At 48.9% G+C, this 16,943-nt stretch carries 12 protein-coding genes; 9 read left to right on the top strand and 3 right to left on the bottom strand.

What is annotated here, in order from left to right; translation table 11 throughout:
• Positions 1-56: 56 nt before the first annotated feature.
• The gene (locus tag LC084_RS18435; RefSeq protein WP_404808689.1) at positions 57-2,231 is read right to left on the bottom strand and encodes a right-handed parallel beta-helix repeat-containing protein; all 2,175 of its coding nucleotides are present in this window, start codon (positions 2,229-2,231) and stop codon (positions 57-59) included.
• Between the two features lie 328 nt (positions 2,232-2,559).
• Between LC084_RS18435 and glmU the strand changes: the two genes are divergently transcribed.
• The 9 genes from glmU (at position 2,560) to LC084_RS18480 (ending at position 12,993) form a co-directional block, all read left to right on the top strand.
• Positions 2,560-3,930: a bifunctional UDP-N-acetylglucosamine diphosphorylase/glucosamine-1-phosphate N-acetyltransferase GlmU gene (glmU, locus tag LC084_RS18440; RefSeq protein WP_226572728.1), complete on the top strand. Its 1,371-nt coding sequence runs from the start codon at positions 2,560-2,562 to the stop codon at positions 3,928-3,930.
• 187 nt (positions 3,931-4,117) lie between these two features.
• Entirely contained in the window at positions 4,118-5,947 is a 1,830-nt protein-coding gene (gene glmS / locus LC084_RS18445; protein ID WP_226572729.1) for a glutamine--fructose-6-phosphate transaminase (isomerizing), read from the top strand.
• A 113-nt stretch (positions 5,948-6,060) separates the two neighbouring features.
• Positions 6,061-6,534, top strand: coding sequence for an OsmC family protein (locus tag LC084_RS18450; RefSeq protein ID WP_226572730.1), 474 nt, complete (start codon positions 6,061-6,063; stop codon positions 6,532-6,534).
• Between the two features lie 275 nt (positions 6,535-6,809).
• On the top strand, positions 6,810-7,853 hold the full coding sequence (gene pstS, locus LC084_RS18455; protein ID WP_226572731.1) for a phosphate ABC transporter substrate-binding protein PstS: 1,044 nt from the start codon (positions 6,810-6,812) through the stop codon (positions 7,851-7,853).
• Positions 7,854-7,923: 70 nt separating this feature from the next.
• A complete protein-coding gene (pstC, locus tag LC084_RS18460; RefSeq protein ID WP_226572733.1) occupies positions 7,924-8,883 on the top strand; it encodes a phosphate ABC transporter permease PstC in 960 nt (319 codons plus the stop codon).
• Positions 8,883-9,773 carry a phosphate ABC transporter permease PstA gene (gene pstA / locus LC084_RS18465; RefSeq protein WP_226572735.1) on the top strand — a complete coding sequence of 297 codons (891 nt, stop codon included), beginning with the start codon at positions 8,883-8,885 and terminating at the stop codon, positions 9,771-9,773. Before pstC ends, pstA begins: the two co-directional genes overlap by 1 nt.
• Before the next feature lie 59 nt (positions 9,774-9,832).
• Positions 9,833-10,606, top strand: a complete 774-nt coding sequence (gene pstB, locus LC084_RS18470; RefSeq protein WP_036113974.1) for a phosphate ABC transporter ATP-binding protein PstB — start codon at positions 9,833-9,835, stop codon at positions 10,604-10,606.
• A gap of 117 nt (positions 10,607-10,723) precedes the next feature.
• On the top strand, positions 10,724-11,449 hold the full coding sequence (gene phoU / locus LC084_RS18475) for a phosphate signaling complex protein PhoU (protein ID WP_226572737.1): 726 nt from the start codon (positions 10,724-10,726) through the stop codon (positions 11,447-11,449).
• Between the two features lie 221 nt (positions 11,450-11,670).
• Positions 11,671-12,993 carry a substrate-binding domain-containing protein gene (locus tag LC084_RS18480; protein WP_226572739.1) on the top strand — a complete coding sequence of 441 codons (1,323 nt, stop codon included), beginning with the start codon at positions 11,671-11,673 and terminating at the stop codon, positions 12,991-12,993.
• 69 nt (positions 12,994-13,062) lie between these two features.
• Here the strand turns inward: LC084_RS18480 and LC084_RS18485 are convergent, their stop codons facing one another.
• Together LC084_RS18485 and LC084_RS18490 are read right to left on the bottom strand one after the other, a co-directional pair.
• The gene (locus LC084_RS18485; protein ID WP_226572742.1) at positions 13,063-15,471 is read right to left on the bottom strand and encodes a DUF2309 domain-containing protein; all 2,409 of its coding nucleotides are present in this window, start codon (positions 15,469-15,471) and stop codon (positions 13,063-13,065) included.
• Positions 15,471-16,841: an NADH-quinone oxidoreductase subunit L gene (locus LC084_RS18490; protein ID WP_226572743.1), complete on the bottom strand. Its 1,371-nt coding sequence runs from the start codon at positions 16,839-16,841 to the stop codon at positions 15,471-15,473. The genes LC084_RS18485 and LC084_RS18490 overlap by 1 nt, the downstream gene beginning before the upstream one ends.
• Positions 16,842-16,943 lie beyond the last annotated feature (102 nt).

Consider the following 16,943-nt stretch of genomic DNA (forward strand, 5'->3'; position numbering starts at 1 on the left):
TATCCGGATAAAAAAAGGTCGCCCTGATGGCGACCTTTTGCATGTATTAAGCAGGTTTATTTGTTCTGCAGGAATACCCCTAAATCAAACGCACCATCCGTCTTACGTAACAGTGGTTCAGGCATCGTCAGTGATGAAAAATCTGTTGCCTTAATCTCCTTACCCGCACTGTTCACACTTTTCCCCTGGTGGATAAAGTAATTTGATTTATCCACGTCACCAGTAACTGCGTCGTCATACTTAGCTGGTGTGGTGCGTAGTGATTTGTTGCCTTTAAAGATCCCTTGAGTTTCAGGTCCACCGTAAGGGCTTGGTCGGAAGATAAAGTTAAAACGCTGGTTATCTACCGCGGTATTGTTTTCAACAACTAAGCGCCCAGGATTAAAGTTATCGGTGAAACCATCCAGGTGGTTGCCAATAGCAATACTATTGCGAATTTGGTGAGCGACAGGCTGGCCTTCACCGCCGAGCTTGAAACCGTTACTGGTATTGTTGCGTGCAATGGAATTCTCGATCACCACAACGCCATTCGGGCCGTCTTCAATTTTGTTAAATAAATCAAAACCATCATCCACGTTATTGTGGGCGTAACAACCCTCCAGCCGGTTCCCTTCCCCTACACGCATTTTCACTGCGAACCCATCGGCATTAATTTTTCCTGGGTCTTCATTGCCCCATGATTCAGAGTTAACGATACGGTTATAACTGGCCCACAGTGGGCGACCAATCTTATCTGGTGAGGAAATTTGAATACCTGTGTCATCGTTATGGTAAGCCGTTACATTCTCAACCAGGTTATGGCTACCGGTAATACGCAGGCTCTTGTCCGTCACATCAATGCCTTTAATGTCCCAGTAACTGGCCTCCAGCAAAACACCATGAATAACCGCTTTACCCTGCGCCACCAGCGTTTTGTGTTTATCTGCCAGCCCACTGGCTGAAAGCGGAATAGTGATACCGGCATAATCACCTGGCAACAGTACAAGCGTACCGCCTGGCGGCAGCATATTCACTGCAGAGGTTAAATCCAATGGTGAAGCTGATGTCCCGGTATTATCAGCTTTCCCTTGAGGGCTTGCATAAATACGCTCACTGGAACTGGCTGCGATTTTTTCTACCGCCAGCTTTTGGACCACGGATTTGTCTGGTGCATTTGCAGGCGTGAAGTTCAGGGAAAACTGGTTGCCGTTCGCAAGAGAAGCAGGTTGAGTCATCATCTCCCCGGCTTTTACGGTTTTATTAGCCCCGATCACCACTTCGTTTTGTGTGACTGACCAGGTGCCGTCGTAATTTGCCCGGGCCTGAACGACATAGTCATTACTGGCAGATTTATCAGAAGATGCAATTTGTGCTACGACAGGCCAGGGTTTTGCCACCCAGGCCGGAGAGGCTTTGGTTTCTGCGGGTGTGGTAGTCAGCGTGGCATCTGAAATAGTGATTTTGGCATTACGTGAAGCAAAGAACCCCACATAATAATGTTGTTTATCCTGCACTGTTACGCTGTCTGCACCTTTTACCTGCTGGCTTACCCAGTCATCCGTTCCTGCAGGTGCCCAGGAGGTGATATAGCCATCATTAGTGCGCTGTAATTTAAGGCGAAAAGTCTCATTTTTCGCCAGGCTGATTTGTTCTTTGTAGCTCTTTTTGGTGATAGCCGCACCAGCATTACCCCATGGCTGAGACACACCCTGTCGGTACATCGCTTGTATTTTTACCCGGTCTGCATCTTTGCGGTCCTGTGTCATAATTGCATTCATGACCATATTGGATGCCGATGGAAACTCTTCATAACCTGGCTTTAATGGATTCTGCCTGGGATTACCCAGAATATCGCGTACCAGTAACCCGGCACCTTCCTGAGCCGCGGGTTTTGCCCCATTCTCCGGGCCAAATTGATCAACTGTTACAGTTGCCTGCAAAGAGAAATTTTGGTCTGCGGGGAGTTGGGTATAGAAAAAAGTCAGCCCGTCGTGAGAGTTGGCTATCTTTCCGCCTCTGCTTTCAATGGTTACCGGCTGGGATAAATCCGCTTTGCTGGTGGAGTCCAGTTTTTTACCAGCAATAGTGACATCGTTAACCCCCACTTTTTCAGGCAGCACATTAGAGGAAAAATTCACATCCGTGGATTGTCCAAAAGTGATGGCATGCCAGATATGCGGTTGTTGTTGCGCGATAACTGGAGCTGAAAGTACTGCTCCACAGAGTGTTAGGGCAAAAGGAAGTTTCGACACTGTTGTCTCTCCATATTGATTTGCCCGCATTATTGCCAAAATGAAACGCTGTTTCTTTTATGTTTATCACAAAGGTTGATTTTTGAAATGATGTTTTAATACACAATATTAATAGTTTATTTTGAAACTAAAAATAAGTGTTAAACCATCATGTTACTTCTGATTTTTACAGCGTTTTAACGTAATTAACCGGGTGGAAAGGCTGATATTACGCAAGAAAAGCAAAACTATGGCGGATTTAGCAACAATGTGTTTTATGATGCAAAATATGTAGCATTTATAACGCTAAATCGTTTTACTTCTTTCATCGTAACTAGTCAGGACGCCTATGTTAAATCGTTCGATGAGCGTGGTTATCCTTGCCGCTGGCAAAGGCACCCGCATGTATTCCGACCTCCCAAAAGTTCTGCATAACCTGGCTGGAAAGCCCATGGTGCAGCATGTTATCGACGCCGCTACTCAAATAGGGGCAAATCAAATTCATTTGGTCTACGGCCATGGTGGTGATTTGCTGAAACAAACCCTCTCCGAACCCCGGTTAAATTGGGTATTACAAGCAGAGCAATTGGGTACAGGCCATGCAATGCAGCAGGCTGCCCCTGCTTTTGCGGACGATGAAGATATCCTGATGTTGTACGGGGATGTCCCACTGATTAGTGTGAATACACTGAAAAAACTGTGTGAAGCAAAACCAGAAGGTGGGATTGGCCTGTTAACGGTGACCCTGGATGACCCTACCGGTTATGGGCGGATTACTCGCGAAAACGGCAACGTAACCGGTATTGTTGAGCAAAAAGATGCCAGTGAAGAACAACTGAAAATTCAGGAAATAAACACCGGAATTCTGGTTGCCAGTGGCCGCGACCTGAAACGCTGGCTGGCAAATCTCAGCAACAACAATGCCCAGGGCGAATATTATATTACCGATATTATCGCCATGGCGTGGGCGGAAGGGCGCATGATTACGGCAGTGCACCCGGCTCGTTTGAGTGAAGTTGAAGGGGTGAATAACCGCCTGCAACTGGCTCGTCTTGAGCGGGTATACCAAACTGAAAATGCAGAGCGCTTACTGTTGGCGGGGGTGATGCTGCGGGATCCTGCTCGTTTTGATTTGCGTGGCAGTCTGGAGCATGGGCGTGATGTAGAAATCGACCCAGGGGTTATCATCGAGGGCCAGGTGAAACTGGGTGATCGTGTAAAAATTGGCGCGGGTTGTATTATTAAAAACAGCGTGATTGGTGATGATTGCGAACTCAGCCCGTATACGGTGATAGAAGATGCGCAACTTGCACCAGCCTGTACTGTTGGCCCATTTGCTCGCTTACGTCCAGGGGCTGAACTGGGCGAAGGCGCGCATGTCGGCAATTTTGTTGAAATGAAAAAAGCGCGCCTGGGTAAAGGCTCAAAAGCGGGCCATCTGACTTACCTTGGCGATGCGGATATCGGCAACAACGTCAATATCGGTGCAGGTACCATCACCTGTAATTACGATGGTGCCAATAAACACCAAACAAAGATTGGCGATGATGTGTTTGTCGGTTCAGATACGCAACTGGTGGCACCTGTCAGTGTCGCGAAAGGCGCTACCATTGGCGCAGGTACTACGGTTACGCGTAATGTAGGCGAAAATGAACTGGTTATAACCCGGGTACCACAAAGGCATATTGCTGGCTGGTCTCGCCCGGTTAAGAAGAAGTAATAACAGTATTCTCCGCGGTGGGTACCAGCTCATTGTGGAAGGGCGAGGATAAAAAACAACCCGCCCGCACGCAAAATGCGTGCAATAAAAATATACCCCCACTCTCTACAAGGCTCGGGGACCGGGAAACCGGATATACAGGTCAGCGACAACGCATGGCGTAATGCCATTATCAGGACTAAAAACTATGTGTGGAATTGTTGGCGCGGTCGCGCAACGTGATATTGCTGAAATCCTTCTCGAAGGATTACGTCGTCTCGAATACCGCGGGTATGACTCAGCCGGTCTGGCTGTGGTAGATAAAGAAGGGCACATGACGCGTTTGCGTCGCCTGGGGAAAGTACAAATGCTGGCACAGGCAGCGGAAGAACACCCGTTGCATGGTGGTACCGGTATTGCTCATACCCGTTGGGCAACCCATGGTGAACCTTCAGAAAGCAATGCGCATCCGCATGTTTCTGATTACATTGTTGTAGTTCACAACGGCATCATTGAAAACCACGAACCTTTGCGTGAATTACTGGTATCACGTGGTTATGTTTTTGTCTCCGAAACCGATACCGAAGTTATCGCTCACCTGGTTCACTGGGAAATGCAACAAGGTGGGTCATTGCGCGATGCAGTTATGCGGGCAATTCCGCAGCTCCGTGGTGCTTATGGCACGGTCATTATGGATATTCGCCATCCTGACACCCTTCTGGCAGCACGTTCAGGCAGCCCGCTGGTGATTGGCCTGGGCATGGGCGAAAACTTTATCGCTTCAGACCAACTGGCACTGTTGCCGGTGACCCGCCGTTTCATCTTCCTGGAAGAAGGCGATATTGCTGAAGTAACGCGCCGCAGTGTGACGATTTTTGATACCACCGGTAAAGAAGTAACCCGCCCGGATATCGAATCCAGCCTGCAATATGACGCTGGTGATAAAGGCGTATACCGCCATTACATGCAAAAAGAGATCTACGAACAGCCCAATGCTATCAAAAGCACACTGACTGGCCGTATTGCGCATAATGCCATTGATTTCAGCGAACTGGGGCCGCAGGGTGACGCACTGCTTGCTCAGGTTGAGCATATTCAAATCATCGCCTGTGGCACATCCTATAACTCCGGGATGGTTTCTCGTTACTGGTTTGAGTCGCTGGCAGGTATTCCTTGCGATGTCGAAATTGCCTCTGAATTCCGTTACCGCAAATCAGCTGTACGCCGTAACAGCCTGATGATCACTCTTTCTCAGTCTGGTGAAACTGCTGATACGCTGGCTGCATTGCGTTTGTCAAAAGAACTGGGCTACCTGGGGTCACTGGCCATTTGTAACGTACCAGGCTCTTCTCTGGTGCGTGAGTCTGACCTGGCGTTAATGACCAAAGCAGGCACCGAAATTGGTGTGGCATCCACCAAAGCGTTTACTACACAGCTAACAGTTTTACTGATGCTGGTGGGTAAACTCTCCCGCCTGAAAGGCCTGGATGCTTCTGTTGAGCAGGATATCGTGCATGGTTTGCAGGCACTGCCAAACCGCATTGAACAAATGCTCTCCCAGGACAAGCGTATTGAAGCACTGGCGGAGCATTTCTCAGACAAGCACCATGCGCTGTTCCTTGGGCGTGGTGATCAGTACCCGATTGCGCTGGAAGGCGCGCTTAAACTGAAAGAAATTTCCTATATTCACGCTGAAGCTTATGCCGCTGGCGAACTCAAACATGGCCCACTGGCACTGATTGATGCAGATATGCCGGTTATTGTTGTGGCACCAAACAACGATCTGTTGGAAAAATTAAAATCCAACATCGAAGAAGTGCGTGCCCGTGGCGGCCAGTTGTATGTGTTTGCTGATCAGGATGCTGGTTTTGCCAGCAGCGACAACATGCACATTATTTCTCTGCCACATGTTGAAGAGGTGATTGCTCCTATCTTCTACACCGTGCCGTTGCAGCTGTTGGCTTACCACGTAGCCCTGATTAAAGGCACCGATGTGGATCAGCCGCGTAACCTGGCAAAATCCGTTACCGTCGAATAATTATTTATTCGTTCTGCCTTACCTGTAAATTAAAGCCCATCTTCAGATGGGCTTTTTTATGCGCCAGGCACTATCTTTTAAACACACAAAAAGAGTCTGAAAAGGAGAACGTGATGAAACGTGTACAGCATCATTACGCTGTTAATGTTGAATGGACGGGTAATACCGGCGAAGGAACATCCTCTTACCGCACCTACAGCCGTGACCATATCATCAGTACTGGAGGTGGAGATAAAGCCGCCATAGCCGGGTCAGCAGACCCTGCCTTTTTAGGTGACCCAACCCGCTGGAACCCAGAAGAACTATTAGTTGCGGCAACATCTGCCTGCCATAAATTGTGGTACCTGCATTTATGTGCTGATGCCGGCATTGTGGTTCAGTCCTACACAGATAACCCGGAAGGCACAATGGTTGAAGAGCCGGAAGGGCGGTTTACTCAAATACAGTTAAAACCTTGCGTGACGATTCGTTCACAAGATGATGCAGAACTTGCCCGCAGCCTGCATCACGAGGCGCACCAACACTGCTTTATTGCTAACTCGCTCAATTTTCCGGTTTTCTGTGAGCCGGAAATCAAACAAGCCTGATCTGCCACCTGTTTTTTAGCCCCTGTTTATGTCCTTAAATCAAAAATTACGAGGATAATCAGCAGGGGCAATGAGCATGAATTATACTCCTCTGACAAGAATATGATGTTTTTATTACAGCGTTTATCCTTGATCTATAAGGATAAAAACAGGTAAAACGCTTGCTGTCATAAAACTGTAATATTTCATACATTTTACTGTCATCTGTTTGTCCTATTTTGCACAGCGTAATCATTCTAATAGAAGACAGACTCATTACCTCTGCAGGAGACATTATGAACATTATGCGTACCACCGTCGCAACTGTTGTCGCCGCGACCTTATCTCTGAGCGCTTTCTCTGCGTTAGCAGCAGCCAGCCTGACCGGAGCCGGGGCTACGTTTCCTGCACCGGTTTATGCGAAATGGGCTGACACTTACCAGAAAGAAACTGGCAATAAAGTGAATTACCAGGGGATTGGTTCTTCTGGTGGTGTAAAACAGATAACAGCTCATACCGTTGATTTTGGCGCATCTGACGCCCCACTGTCTGATGAAAGGCTGGAAAAAGAAGGTTTGTTCCAGTTCCCGACAGTGATTGGTGGTGTTGTTCTGGCAGTAAACCTGCCAGGCATGAAATCTGGCGAACTGGTGCTGGATGGTAAAACACTGGGTGATATCTACCTGGGTAACATCAAAAAGTGGGATGACCCGGCTATTGCCAAACTCAACCCAGGCCTGAAATTACCCGCTCAGAATATCGCTGTGGTTCGCCGTGCTGATGGTTCTGGTACTTCTTTTGTTTTCACCAGCTACCTTGCAAAAGTCAATGCTGAGTGGAAAGAGAAAGTTGGTACCGGAACAACCGTGAAATGGCCTACTGGCCTGGGCGGAAAAGGTAACGATGGCATTGCTGCTTTCGTACAGCGCTTGCCTGGCGCAATTGGTTATGTGGAATATGCCTACGCCAAACAGAACAATCTGGCTTACACCAAACTGGTGTCGGCAGATGGCCAGCCTGTTAGCCCAACGGAGGAAAGTTTCTCCAATGCGGCAAAAGGGGCTGACTGGAGCAAATCCTTTGCACAGGATTTGACTAATCAAAAAGGGGCTGATGTGTGGCCTGTCACTTCTACCACCTTTATTTTGGTTCACAAAGAGCAGAAGAAACCTGAAAACGGTATCGAAGTGCTGAAGTTCTTTGACTGGGCTTATAAGCAAGGTGGCAAAGAGGCTACAGACCTGGACTATGCAACCTTACCTGACAGCGTTGTTGAGCAGGTTCGCGCAGCATGGAAAACCAGTGTAAAAGACAGCGACGGTAAACCGTTGTATCAGTAATTTGGATGTTACCTTTCCCGGAAAATCAGCATAATAGCTGGCTTTCCGGGCTCAATCAGAAGAGTAATATATGGCTGCAACAAAGCCTGCGTTTAATCCCCCAGGCAAAAAGGGCGATATGATCTTCAGCGCACTGGTCAGACTGGCTGCGCTGATTGTGTTATTTCTGCTGGGTGGCATTATTGTCTCCCTTATCTTTTCCTCATGGCCAAGTATCCAGAAGTTCGGCTTTTCATTCCTGTGGACCAAAGACTGGGATGCACCGAATGATATTTACGGTGCGCTGGTGCCTATTTACGGCACATTAGTCACATCGTTTATTGCTCTGCTGATTGCGGTGCCAGTGAGTTTCGGTATTGCGTTATTCCTTACAGAACTCGCTCCGGGCTGGTTGCGCCGCCCACTGGGGATAGCCATTGAACTGTTGGCCGCGATTCCCAGTATCGTTTACGGCATGTGGGGGTTGTTCATCTTCGCACCCCTGTTTGCGACCTATTTCCAGGCACCCGTGGGCGATGTCCTCTCTGCTATACCTTTTGTGGGCGCACTGTTTTCTGGCCCTGCTTTCGGTATCGGGATTCTGGCTGCTGGTGTCATTCTGGCCATCATGATTATCCCCTACATTGCGGCTGTTATGCGTGATGTGTTCGAGCAGACACCTACCTTAATGAAAGAGTCAGCCTATGGTATTGGCTGCACCACCTGGGAAGTTATCTGGCGTATTGTTCTGCCATTTACCAAAAATGGGGTAATTGGCGGGGTGATGCTGGGGCTTGGGCGTGCGCTGGGTGAAACCATGGCCGTGACCTTCATCATTGGTAATACCTACCAACTGGACAGCGCTTCTCTGTACATGCCAGGAAACAGTATTACCTCTGCTCTGGCAAACGAATTTGCTGAAGCCGAATCAGGACTGCACGTTGCAGCATTGATGGAACTGGGCCTGATTCTGTTTGTTATCACCTTTATCGTACTGGCAATATCTAAGCTGATGATTATGCGGCTGTCTAAGAATGAGGGGGCACGCTAATGGCAACGTTAGAAATGCAAAATGCCCAGGCACTGGCAGAAACTCGCCGGAAAATGCAGGCTCGCCGCCGTCTGAAAAACCGTATTGCCCTTACCATGTCTATGGCGACCATGGCATTTGGTTTGTTCTGGCTTATCTGGATCTTGTTCTCGACCGTTACCCGCGGAATAGACGGCATGTCGCTGGCTCTGTTTACCGAGATGACACCGCCACCTAACACACCAGGCGGTGGGCTAGCTAACGCCCTTGCTGGTAGTGGCTTATTGATCCTCTGGGCAACAGCCGTTGGTACGCCTTTGGGCATTCTGGCGGGGGTTTACCTGGCGGAGTATGGGCGTAAGTCTGTTTTGGCTGAGATCATTCGCTTTATTAACGACATCCTGCTCTCTGCACCTTCGATTGTTGTCGGCCTGTTTGTTTACACCATTGTGGTGGCACAAATGCAGCACTTCTCCGGTTGGGCGGGGGTGATTGCCCTGGCGTTGTTGCAAGTGCCTATTGTTATTCGTACTACGGAAAACATGCTGAAACTGGTGCCGGACAGCCTGCGTGAAGCGGCTTATGCTCTGGGTACACCCAAGTGGAAAATGATTGGGGCTATTACCCTGAAAGCGTCTGTCTCCGGGATTATTACCGGGGTGTTGTTGGCCGTAGCCCGTATTGCTGGTGAAACCGCGCCATTGCTGTTTACCGCGCTGTCCAACCAGTTCTGGAGCACCGATATGATGCAACCGCTGGCGAACTTACCTGTCACTATCTTTAAGTTCGCCATGAGCCCCTTTGCTGAATGGCAGCAACTGGCCTGGGCCGGGGTTCTGATTATCACACTGTGCGTCCTGTTACTGAATATTTTGGCTCGCGTGCTGTTCGCGAAGCGTAAACACGGTTAATTCATTTTTAGCGTTGTCGCAGGGGCAACTTTGCGGCGGCGAATAAGGAAAAGAGATACATGAGTATGGCTGACAACAACCCGGGCAAAATTCAGGTGCGTAATCTGGACTTCTATTACGGGAAATTCCATGCCCTGAAAAACATCAACCTGGACATAGCTCAGAACCAGGTAACGGCATTTATCGGCCCGTCTGGTTGCGGTAAATCCACGTTGCTGCGTACCTTCAACAAAATGTTCGAGCTTTATCCGGAACAGCGTGCTGAAGGGGAAATATTACTGGATGGCGACAATATTCTTACTAACCGGCAGGATATTGCATTGCTGCGCGCCAAAGTCGGCATGGTGTTCCAGAAACCTACACCGTTCCCGATGTCCATCTACGATAACATCGCGTTTGGTGTGCGCCTGTTTGAAAAATTATCCCGTGCAGATATGGACGAGCGTGTGCAGTGGGCATTGACCAAAGCGGCCCTGTGGACGGAAACCAAAGATAAACTGCACCAGAGCGGCTACTCTTTATCTGGTGGTCAACAGCAACGTCTGTGCATTGCCCGCGGTATTGCTATTCGCCCGGAAGTGCTGCTGCTGGATGAACCCTGCTCCGCACTGGACCCTATCTCCACAGGGCGCATTGAAGAGCTGATTACAGAGCTCAAGCAGGACTATACCGTGGTAATTGTTACCCACAACATGCAGCAGGCTGCACGTTGCTCTGACTACACTGCGTTTATGTACCTGGGTGAGCTTATTGAGTTCAGTAATACCGATAACCTGTTTACCACACCGCAGAAGAAACAAACCGAAGACTACATCACTGGCCGTTATGGTTGATGTGTCTGGCAGTGTTGAAACTGAAAAAGCAACCCATTTGGCGGTGTTATCACCGCTTTGCTGTAAAGCAAGTGTGTTGCAATCTGACAAAGCCTGTCGGGCATAAAGGAGTTCTGAATGGATAACCTCAATCTCAACAAACATATTTCTGGTCAGTTTAATGCCGAGCTGGAACATATTCGCACCCAGGTGATGGCGATGGGTGGGCTGGTTGAACAACAGCTCTCCGATGCTATTACCGCAATGCATAACCAGGACAGCGAACTGGCAAAAAGCGTGGTAGAAGGCGATAAAAAGGTCAACATGATGGAAGTTGATATAGATGAAGCCTGTGTGCGCATCATTGCCAAACGCCAGCCAACCGCCAGTGATTTACGCCTGGTGATGGCCATTATTAAAACTATCGCCGAACTGGAACGTATTGGCGATGTTGCGGATAAAATCTGCCGCACGGCGCTGGAGAAATTTTCCCAGCAGCACCAGCCATTGCTGGTTAGCCTGGAGTCGTTAGGGCGCCATACCGTGCAAATGCTTCACGATGTTCTGGATGCCTTTGCCCGTATGGACATTGACGAAGCGGTACGAATTTATCGTGAAGATAAAAAAGTGGACCAGGAATACGAAGGCATTGTGCGCCAGCTGATGACCTACATGATGGAAGATTCACGCACTATTCCCAGTGTTCTGACTGCATTGTTCTGTGCTCGCTCCATTGAGCGTATTGGCGACCGTTGCCAGAATATTTGTGAATTTATCTTCTATTTCGTTAAAGGCCAGGATTTCCGTCATGTAGGCGGCGATGAGCTGGATAAATTGCTGGCGGGTAAAGACCCGAAAGAGTAATTATCTCGTGATTTTCATGTAGTCACTTTTCTTTACGCCATCCAGGTCCGGATGGCGTTTCTTTTTGTGGATGACATGCCACACCAGTGTTGCCTGGTTAGCTATGTTGTCATTACAGAAAAATACATAATTTATCCATAATTTTAATGTGGTTATGGCGGTTTAATGGCTCATCGCTTGCCTTTAAACGAGGCTCATGTCTACCACCAGGAGAAAATGACATGGCAACTTATGATGAGTACTTACCAGAATTACGGACTGCTTCGTTGTTCTGCGATATGACAGATGCTGAAATCCTTTTAGTGCTGAATGCCATGCAACCCCCCATCAAAAAAGGCCCTCCGCAAAAGCAAAAAATGGCAAATGGTGAAGAAAAGCTGAATACGTTTCGTATGGTGTTACGTAGCCATCCGGTGACACCTCTCGCTCCGCGCTACTTTAAATACGATATGCCGAAGTTTGGTGAACCTGGCATGTTGATGGCTGAGATCCCCGCTTTATCGCGAATGCAGGATTATGTTGTACCTCACGGCAGGCCTCATGGTGCTCCAGGGCGGCCGAAGCATACTCAGGAGATTGAAACTCTTGAGTTTACACCAGACATGATAACGGCGTTTTACAGTTCTGAATCAGCACCGGCTCAGGGTAAGATGCTACGGAATTTTTTGGGAATACTGGCGCAAAAAGTGTGTGATATTCGCCAGGAACTGTTTTTGTTACGTGACGGGCGCGACATGTATTCAGGGTTAACGCTTAAGACTGATAAGGTTCTTCATATTCGGTCTGCGGGTGTTGCTGCCAATGTGGTAAAAAAAGCGGTTCGTTTGTGGAATGCCATACATCCTGAACTTCCTGCGGAATGTATTATTGGCGGTTCAGTTGACCTGATACATCAGGTCAAGGATGGAGCACCTTGTGATGTGTTGGTTATGGCCGATGAAACGCTAATTAAATCAATGCTGATGCCAGATTATGTTACGGGCTACCGACTTTTTGCCGGAAATAAAATGGTGGTTATGGGGAGTGAGGAAAACCCAATATCTCGTGATGACTGGCAGGAAAAATTACTGGCACCAGATGCGACATTTGGTCATTTCAGCCCGTGGGGCGACCCTGGAGGCTATCGCGCCGTTATGGCTATGTTACTGGCAGAAAAAATACATCCCGGTCTGAGTAATAAACTGATGCAACACCCTGGTCATAAAGGTATGGCTCGGCTAGCTGAACCAGAACCACAGCCAGCCATGTATACTTTTGGCTATTATTCCATGGCTGTTAGCCGGAATTTGCCTTTTGCTGAATTACCACCTGAGATGGATTTATCCGCGCCAGCGCTGGCTGAAACATACGCTACAGCGGTTTTCGCTATTAATGCAGGCACGATAGTAACAGGCGCACCCATTGCCCATGCTGTGACAATTCCTGTTGGTGCAAACAATCCTGATTTAGCAAAGGCATTTTGCCAACTGTTTATGCAAAGTGATTTTTCGGCTGCGGGTTTCATCACGCGCAGTGGCGTTTATGGCGAAGATCCACTGGTGTAACCATTTGGAATAACAGGTTTTTACTTACCTGTTATTCACACTGGTTTACGCGCCTTAATAACAGGGATGTTATTTCACTTCAACCCACTGGTGCTGGTGGTACTGCCACACTTGCTGGTGTTCATCCAACTGGTACAGAAACAACCAGCCGTTATTTACCAGGTCCGCAACATCCTGGTGGCGTAACATAATCGCTTCAATTGCCGCTTGTGGGGCCTGAATAAAAGCACTTAACCGTACGGGTTGGTGGCGATACTGCTTCCCGTCATGAATCGACTGGTTTGATAAACCAATACGCAAATCCCCACCGTTACCTTCAAACACACCAATATGGCCGCCAACGACATTGTGCAGCAGCTTATTGCCACTGCCATATTTCTCTGGTGCTGTAACCGAGGCGTAATATTGCAGGTTGATCCAGTTCATCACCAACAGTGGCGCGGTCATGATTTTTTCCAGCTGGGTAAATTCCGGGTCTTCGCTGGCATGGTATTCGTGCAAAAACGCCCGCCCGGCAAAGTTCAGGTTGCGAGTCAGGCTACGGGGAGCAATAAACACCCCAGCGTTATTACACAAACCCCATTCTGGGCGCATTTGTGCCCAGTTGGTTGCGCGTTGTTTAAAGAACCTGCTGGCTGCATCGGCATCTGGTACATCAGTAATGGCGAATTGTGCCGCACGGGTGATTCTTGCCTGGTTGCCAGCTTCGCTAACCCAGAAGCACCACGGCGCATCAGGTGCATCAAATACATTGAGGTCATCCGTGGTCGTGTTGTGCATGGCTGCGTAGAAATGCGTATCATCAGGTATTGTCACACCAAATGCAGGCATCTCTGCTCTGACTGCTGAGTCATTTAACAACCAGGCCAGCACTTTGACATTCACTTCGCCAGTCTGGCCACCACAGGCACCACAATCAAGGCTGGATGACGTATGGTTATTGCAGGTTTGGCTACCATGCCCGCTTAGCAGAACCACTTTTGCTAACCTTTTGCTTATTCCCATCGCTTTCAGAATACCAGCACCCAACTCGGCTTTTTCTGTTGCCGTTAATGGTTGCTGATTGCGTTCCAGTTCCCATTCTTCGTTATTGCGAACATCGCGGTTGACGGGGTTCTCAGTACCGTGCTGTAACACAACACGCTTAAACAAACTAATCAGTTTCAGCAAACCACCCGCTTCAACCATACCCAGGTTGGATGACGGTTTTTCCAGGCTATTTTGCCAGCCGAGTTTGGTCAGACGTAAAATACGCTCTGGCTGCTTGTGGGTTTGCCGGGCGACTAAATTGGGTGCTAATAAACCCGGCAACTGTGGCCGGGAAAGGCTTCCATCCCAGGTTTGATAACGGATGGGGATACCAAAGAACCCGGCAAAACCTAATGTTTCAATCCCGTCATTTTGGTTTTCCAGTGCCCGACGCATGGGTTCTGAACGTACATCAATACAAAAAATCGCCTGTAATTCTGGCCGCTCCAGTTCACGAACCGGTTTTGCCGCTTTAATTTGCGCTATCCATGGGCGTTGTACACTAAGTTCCAGAGCTCGCTGCCACACCCAGAGTGGTGTCAGTTGTTGTTGGGCAAGGTGGTAAGATGCCTCAACATGGCTTGCCTGGTGGTGAATCGCCTGGCGAATCTCTGTGGCCGTTTTCTCATGGTGTTGGCGTAACCACTGCATTAATACGGTATCCCATGCCAGCAATATGGCACTTAACCCGAGTGTATGCGGCACATCAATATGCTGGTTTTCGAGGCCAGCCTGCCAGTCGAGCCATGACTGCCAGCCTGCCCAGCCTGATAACTGGTGCAGAGATGCCAGCATAAAGGCCTCCGCCCCTGCGCTATCTTCCCAGGTGTTTTGCCAGCGGTTACCCACTTCCTCAAGTAACTCGTTAATCGTCTTCGGCAGCGCACGGAAATAGGCCAGCAAATCCACCCCTAACAAGGTTTTAATGCCCTTATCCCTTGCCACGACTTCTAACCAACTTTGGTAAAGATGTTCACCATTTTTCCCTGTTGAATCGAACCGCTCCGGGTACTGATGGTAAAGTGCAATAAACTGACTTACCTGCTGAACTATCTCTTGTGCCCAACTGTGGCCTTGATCTGAAGGGATAATCTCATCCATTAACATCGCCAGCGTTTCCCAGCGGGTTATCAGGCTGGAATCGTTATGTTGCAGGTCTTCTTCCATCTGTGCGGGTGTCAGTGAACAGTGCAGCTCTGCCAGCGCCTTTGATAAATGCTCCGGGGTGATTTGTTTACCCCACAACTGGCGGTAATAGCTTTTATTCATCAACCCGGTAATGCCACAAATCACGGCTTGTTTCGCGAAAGCCTGCGCAATATTTTCGTGGCGCTGTTGCCACCAGGGGTTGACGGCGACAGACTGGTCTAGTGGCCACGCGGGTGCAATAGATGCAGCAACCTGCCGGGCGATACCTGACCAGGCCAGTTCTGTTGATTGTTCAGTCATTATTTGGCCTCCGTTTTTATCTGCTGCCAACGTGCATGTTGTAGTTCAATCAGTGATGCGCTTGGCCACAATTTCAGAGTTAACCGCGTAGCCCATTCATCAAGGTAAGCACCGGCATTGAGCCAGATAAACAAGCGCTTAACCCAGCTAATATGAGGCCAGTATTGCAAAGCCATGGAGAGGGCGAACAGGCTGAAGAACAGCAGGGCGACAAAACTGTCAGCATAAATATTTAGCGGAGCATCCATTCCCATCAAAATACTTAAATGGTGTTTTGCTGTGGTATAGAGCACCAGCAGCCCTGCAGCGAATGCCAGAGTGATGGCGATACGTGGCAGGCTGCCACTGTCCCATCGGCTAAGGCTTGGAAGGAGCAGCGCGCTGAGTGCAAACCAAATCAGCACTGTTGCCGCAAGGCTGGTCATCATGGCGAATTGCCACTGCGCAATACCAATCATGATAAGAGCGAAAGTGAGTGCCAGTGCCCAGTGGCGTACACGCGGCTTAACGCCACCCGCCAGTTTTGCCGCCAGGTAGTGGTTAACGGTATTTCCGCTGTTAAGAAAGGAAAACGATTTATAAAACGAGTGTGCAAACAGGTGTAACAGCGCCATTTCATATAACCCGAGGCCAATCTCCACCAGCATCAGCCCCATTTGTGAGCTGGTAGACCAGGCGAGCTTCACCTTTATGCTGATGCGTGTAGTGCTCACCAGTCCGGTAATGGTGGTGCTGATTCCGGCCAGAATTACCAGAAACCAGCATGCAGCCGGGCTTGCCGCCAGCACAGGGGAAAAAAACAACAGCAGGATACCGCCAAGGTTTACGATACCGGCGTGCAACAGTGCGGAAACTGGCGTAGGCGCTTCCACCACCTGAATTAGCCAGCCATGAACCGGAAGTTGTGCACATTTGATCAGCGCCACCGCAGCAAGTAACACGGCGGCAATAGTGAGTTGCGTACTGCCTGCAGTCCCTGCAGCGCGTTGTATAATTTCACTAATGGTGGCGGTGTGAAACTGGCTGTAGAGCGCAATAAAAGCCCCAGCCAGTAACACTTCACTCAGGCGGGCGAGCAGAAATTTTTTATGTGCCGCCAGTTGTGCCCTGGGGCGCTCCGGGTAGAACAGAATCAGTCGATGCAGGCACAGGCTGACACTCACCCATGCAGCCCAAAACAGAAGTAAGTGGTTACTGATGATCACCAGAACGACAGCGGTGATGGTCATCAGTAACGCGCGCAAGAAGCGGCCTCGTTCACTTTCTCCACTGAACGCCACCCAACTGTAACGCACGATAGTGATACCCAAAATGGCTATCAATCCCAGCAGCATCAGTTTGAGCGGTGTGACCATGAATAAAGAAAACATGATAGATCTCACATAATTGACAGTAGCCGTATTCTGGATTGTTGTTTAAATTAAGTAAAATATATATTAAATAAAAAAGCGTTCTGTTTTACAGAATGGTTG

This window comes from Mangrovibacter yixingensis (assembly GCF_020523985.1).
In the GTDB taxonomy this organism is placed as follows: domain Bacteria; phylum Pseudomonadota; class Gammaproteobacteria; order Enterobacterales; family Enterobacteriaceae; genus Mangrovibacter; species Mangrovibacter yixingensis.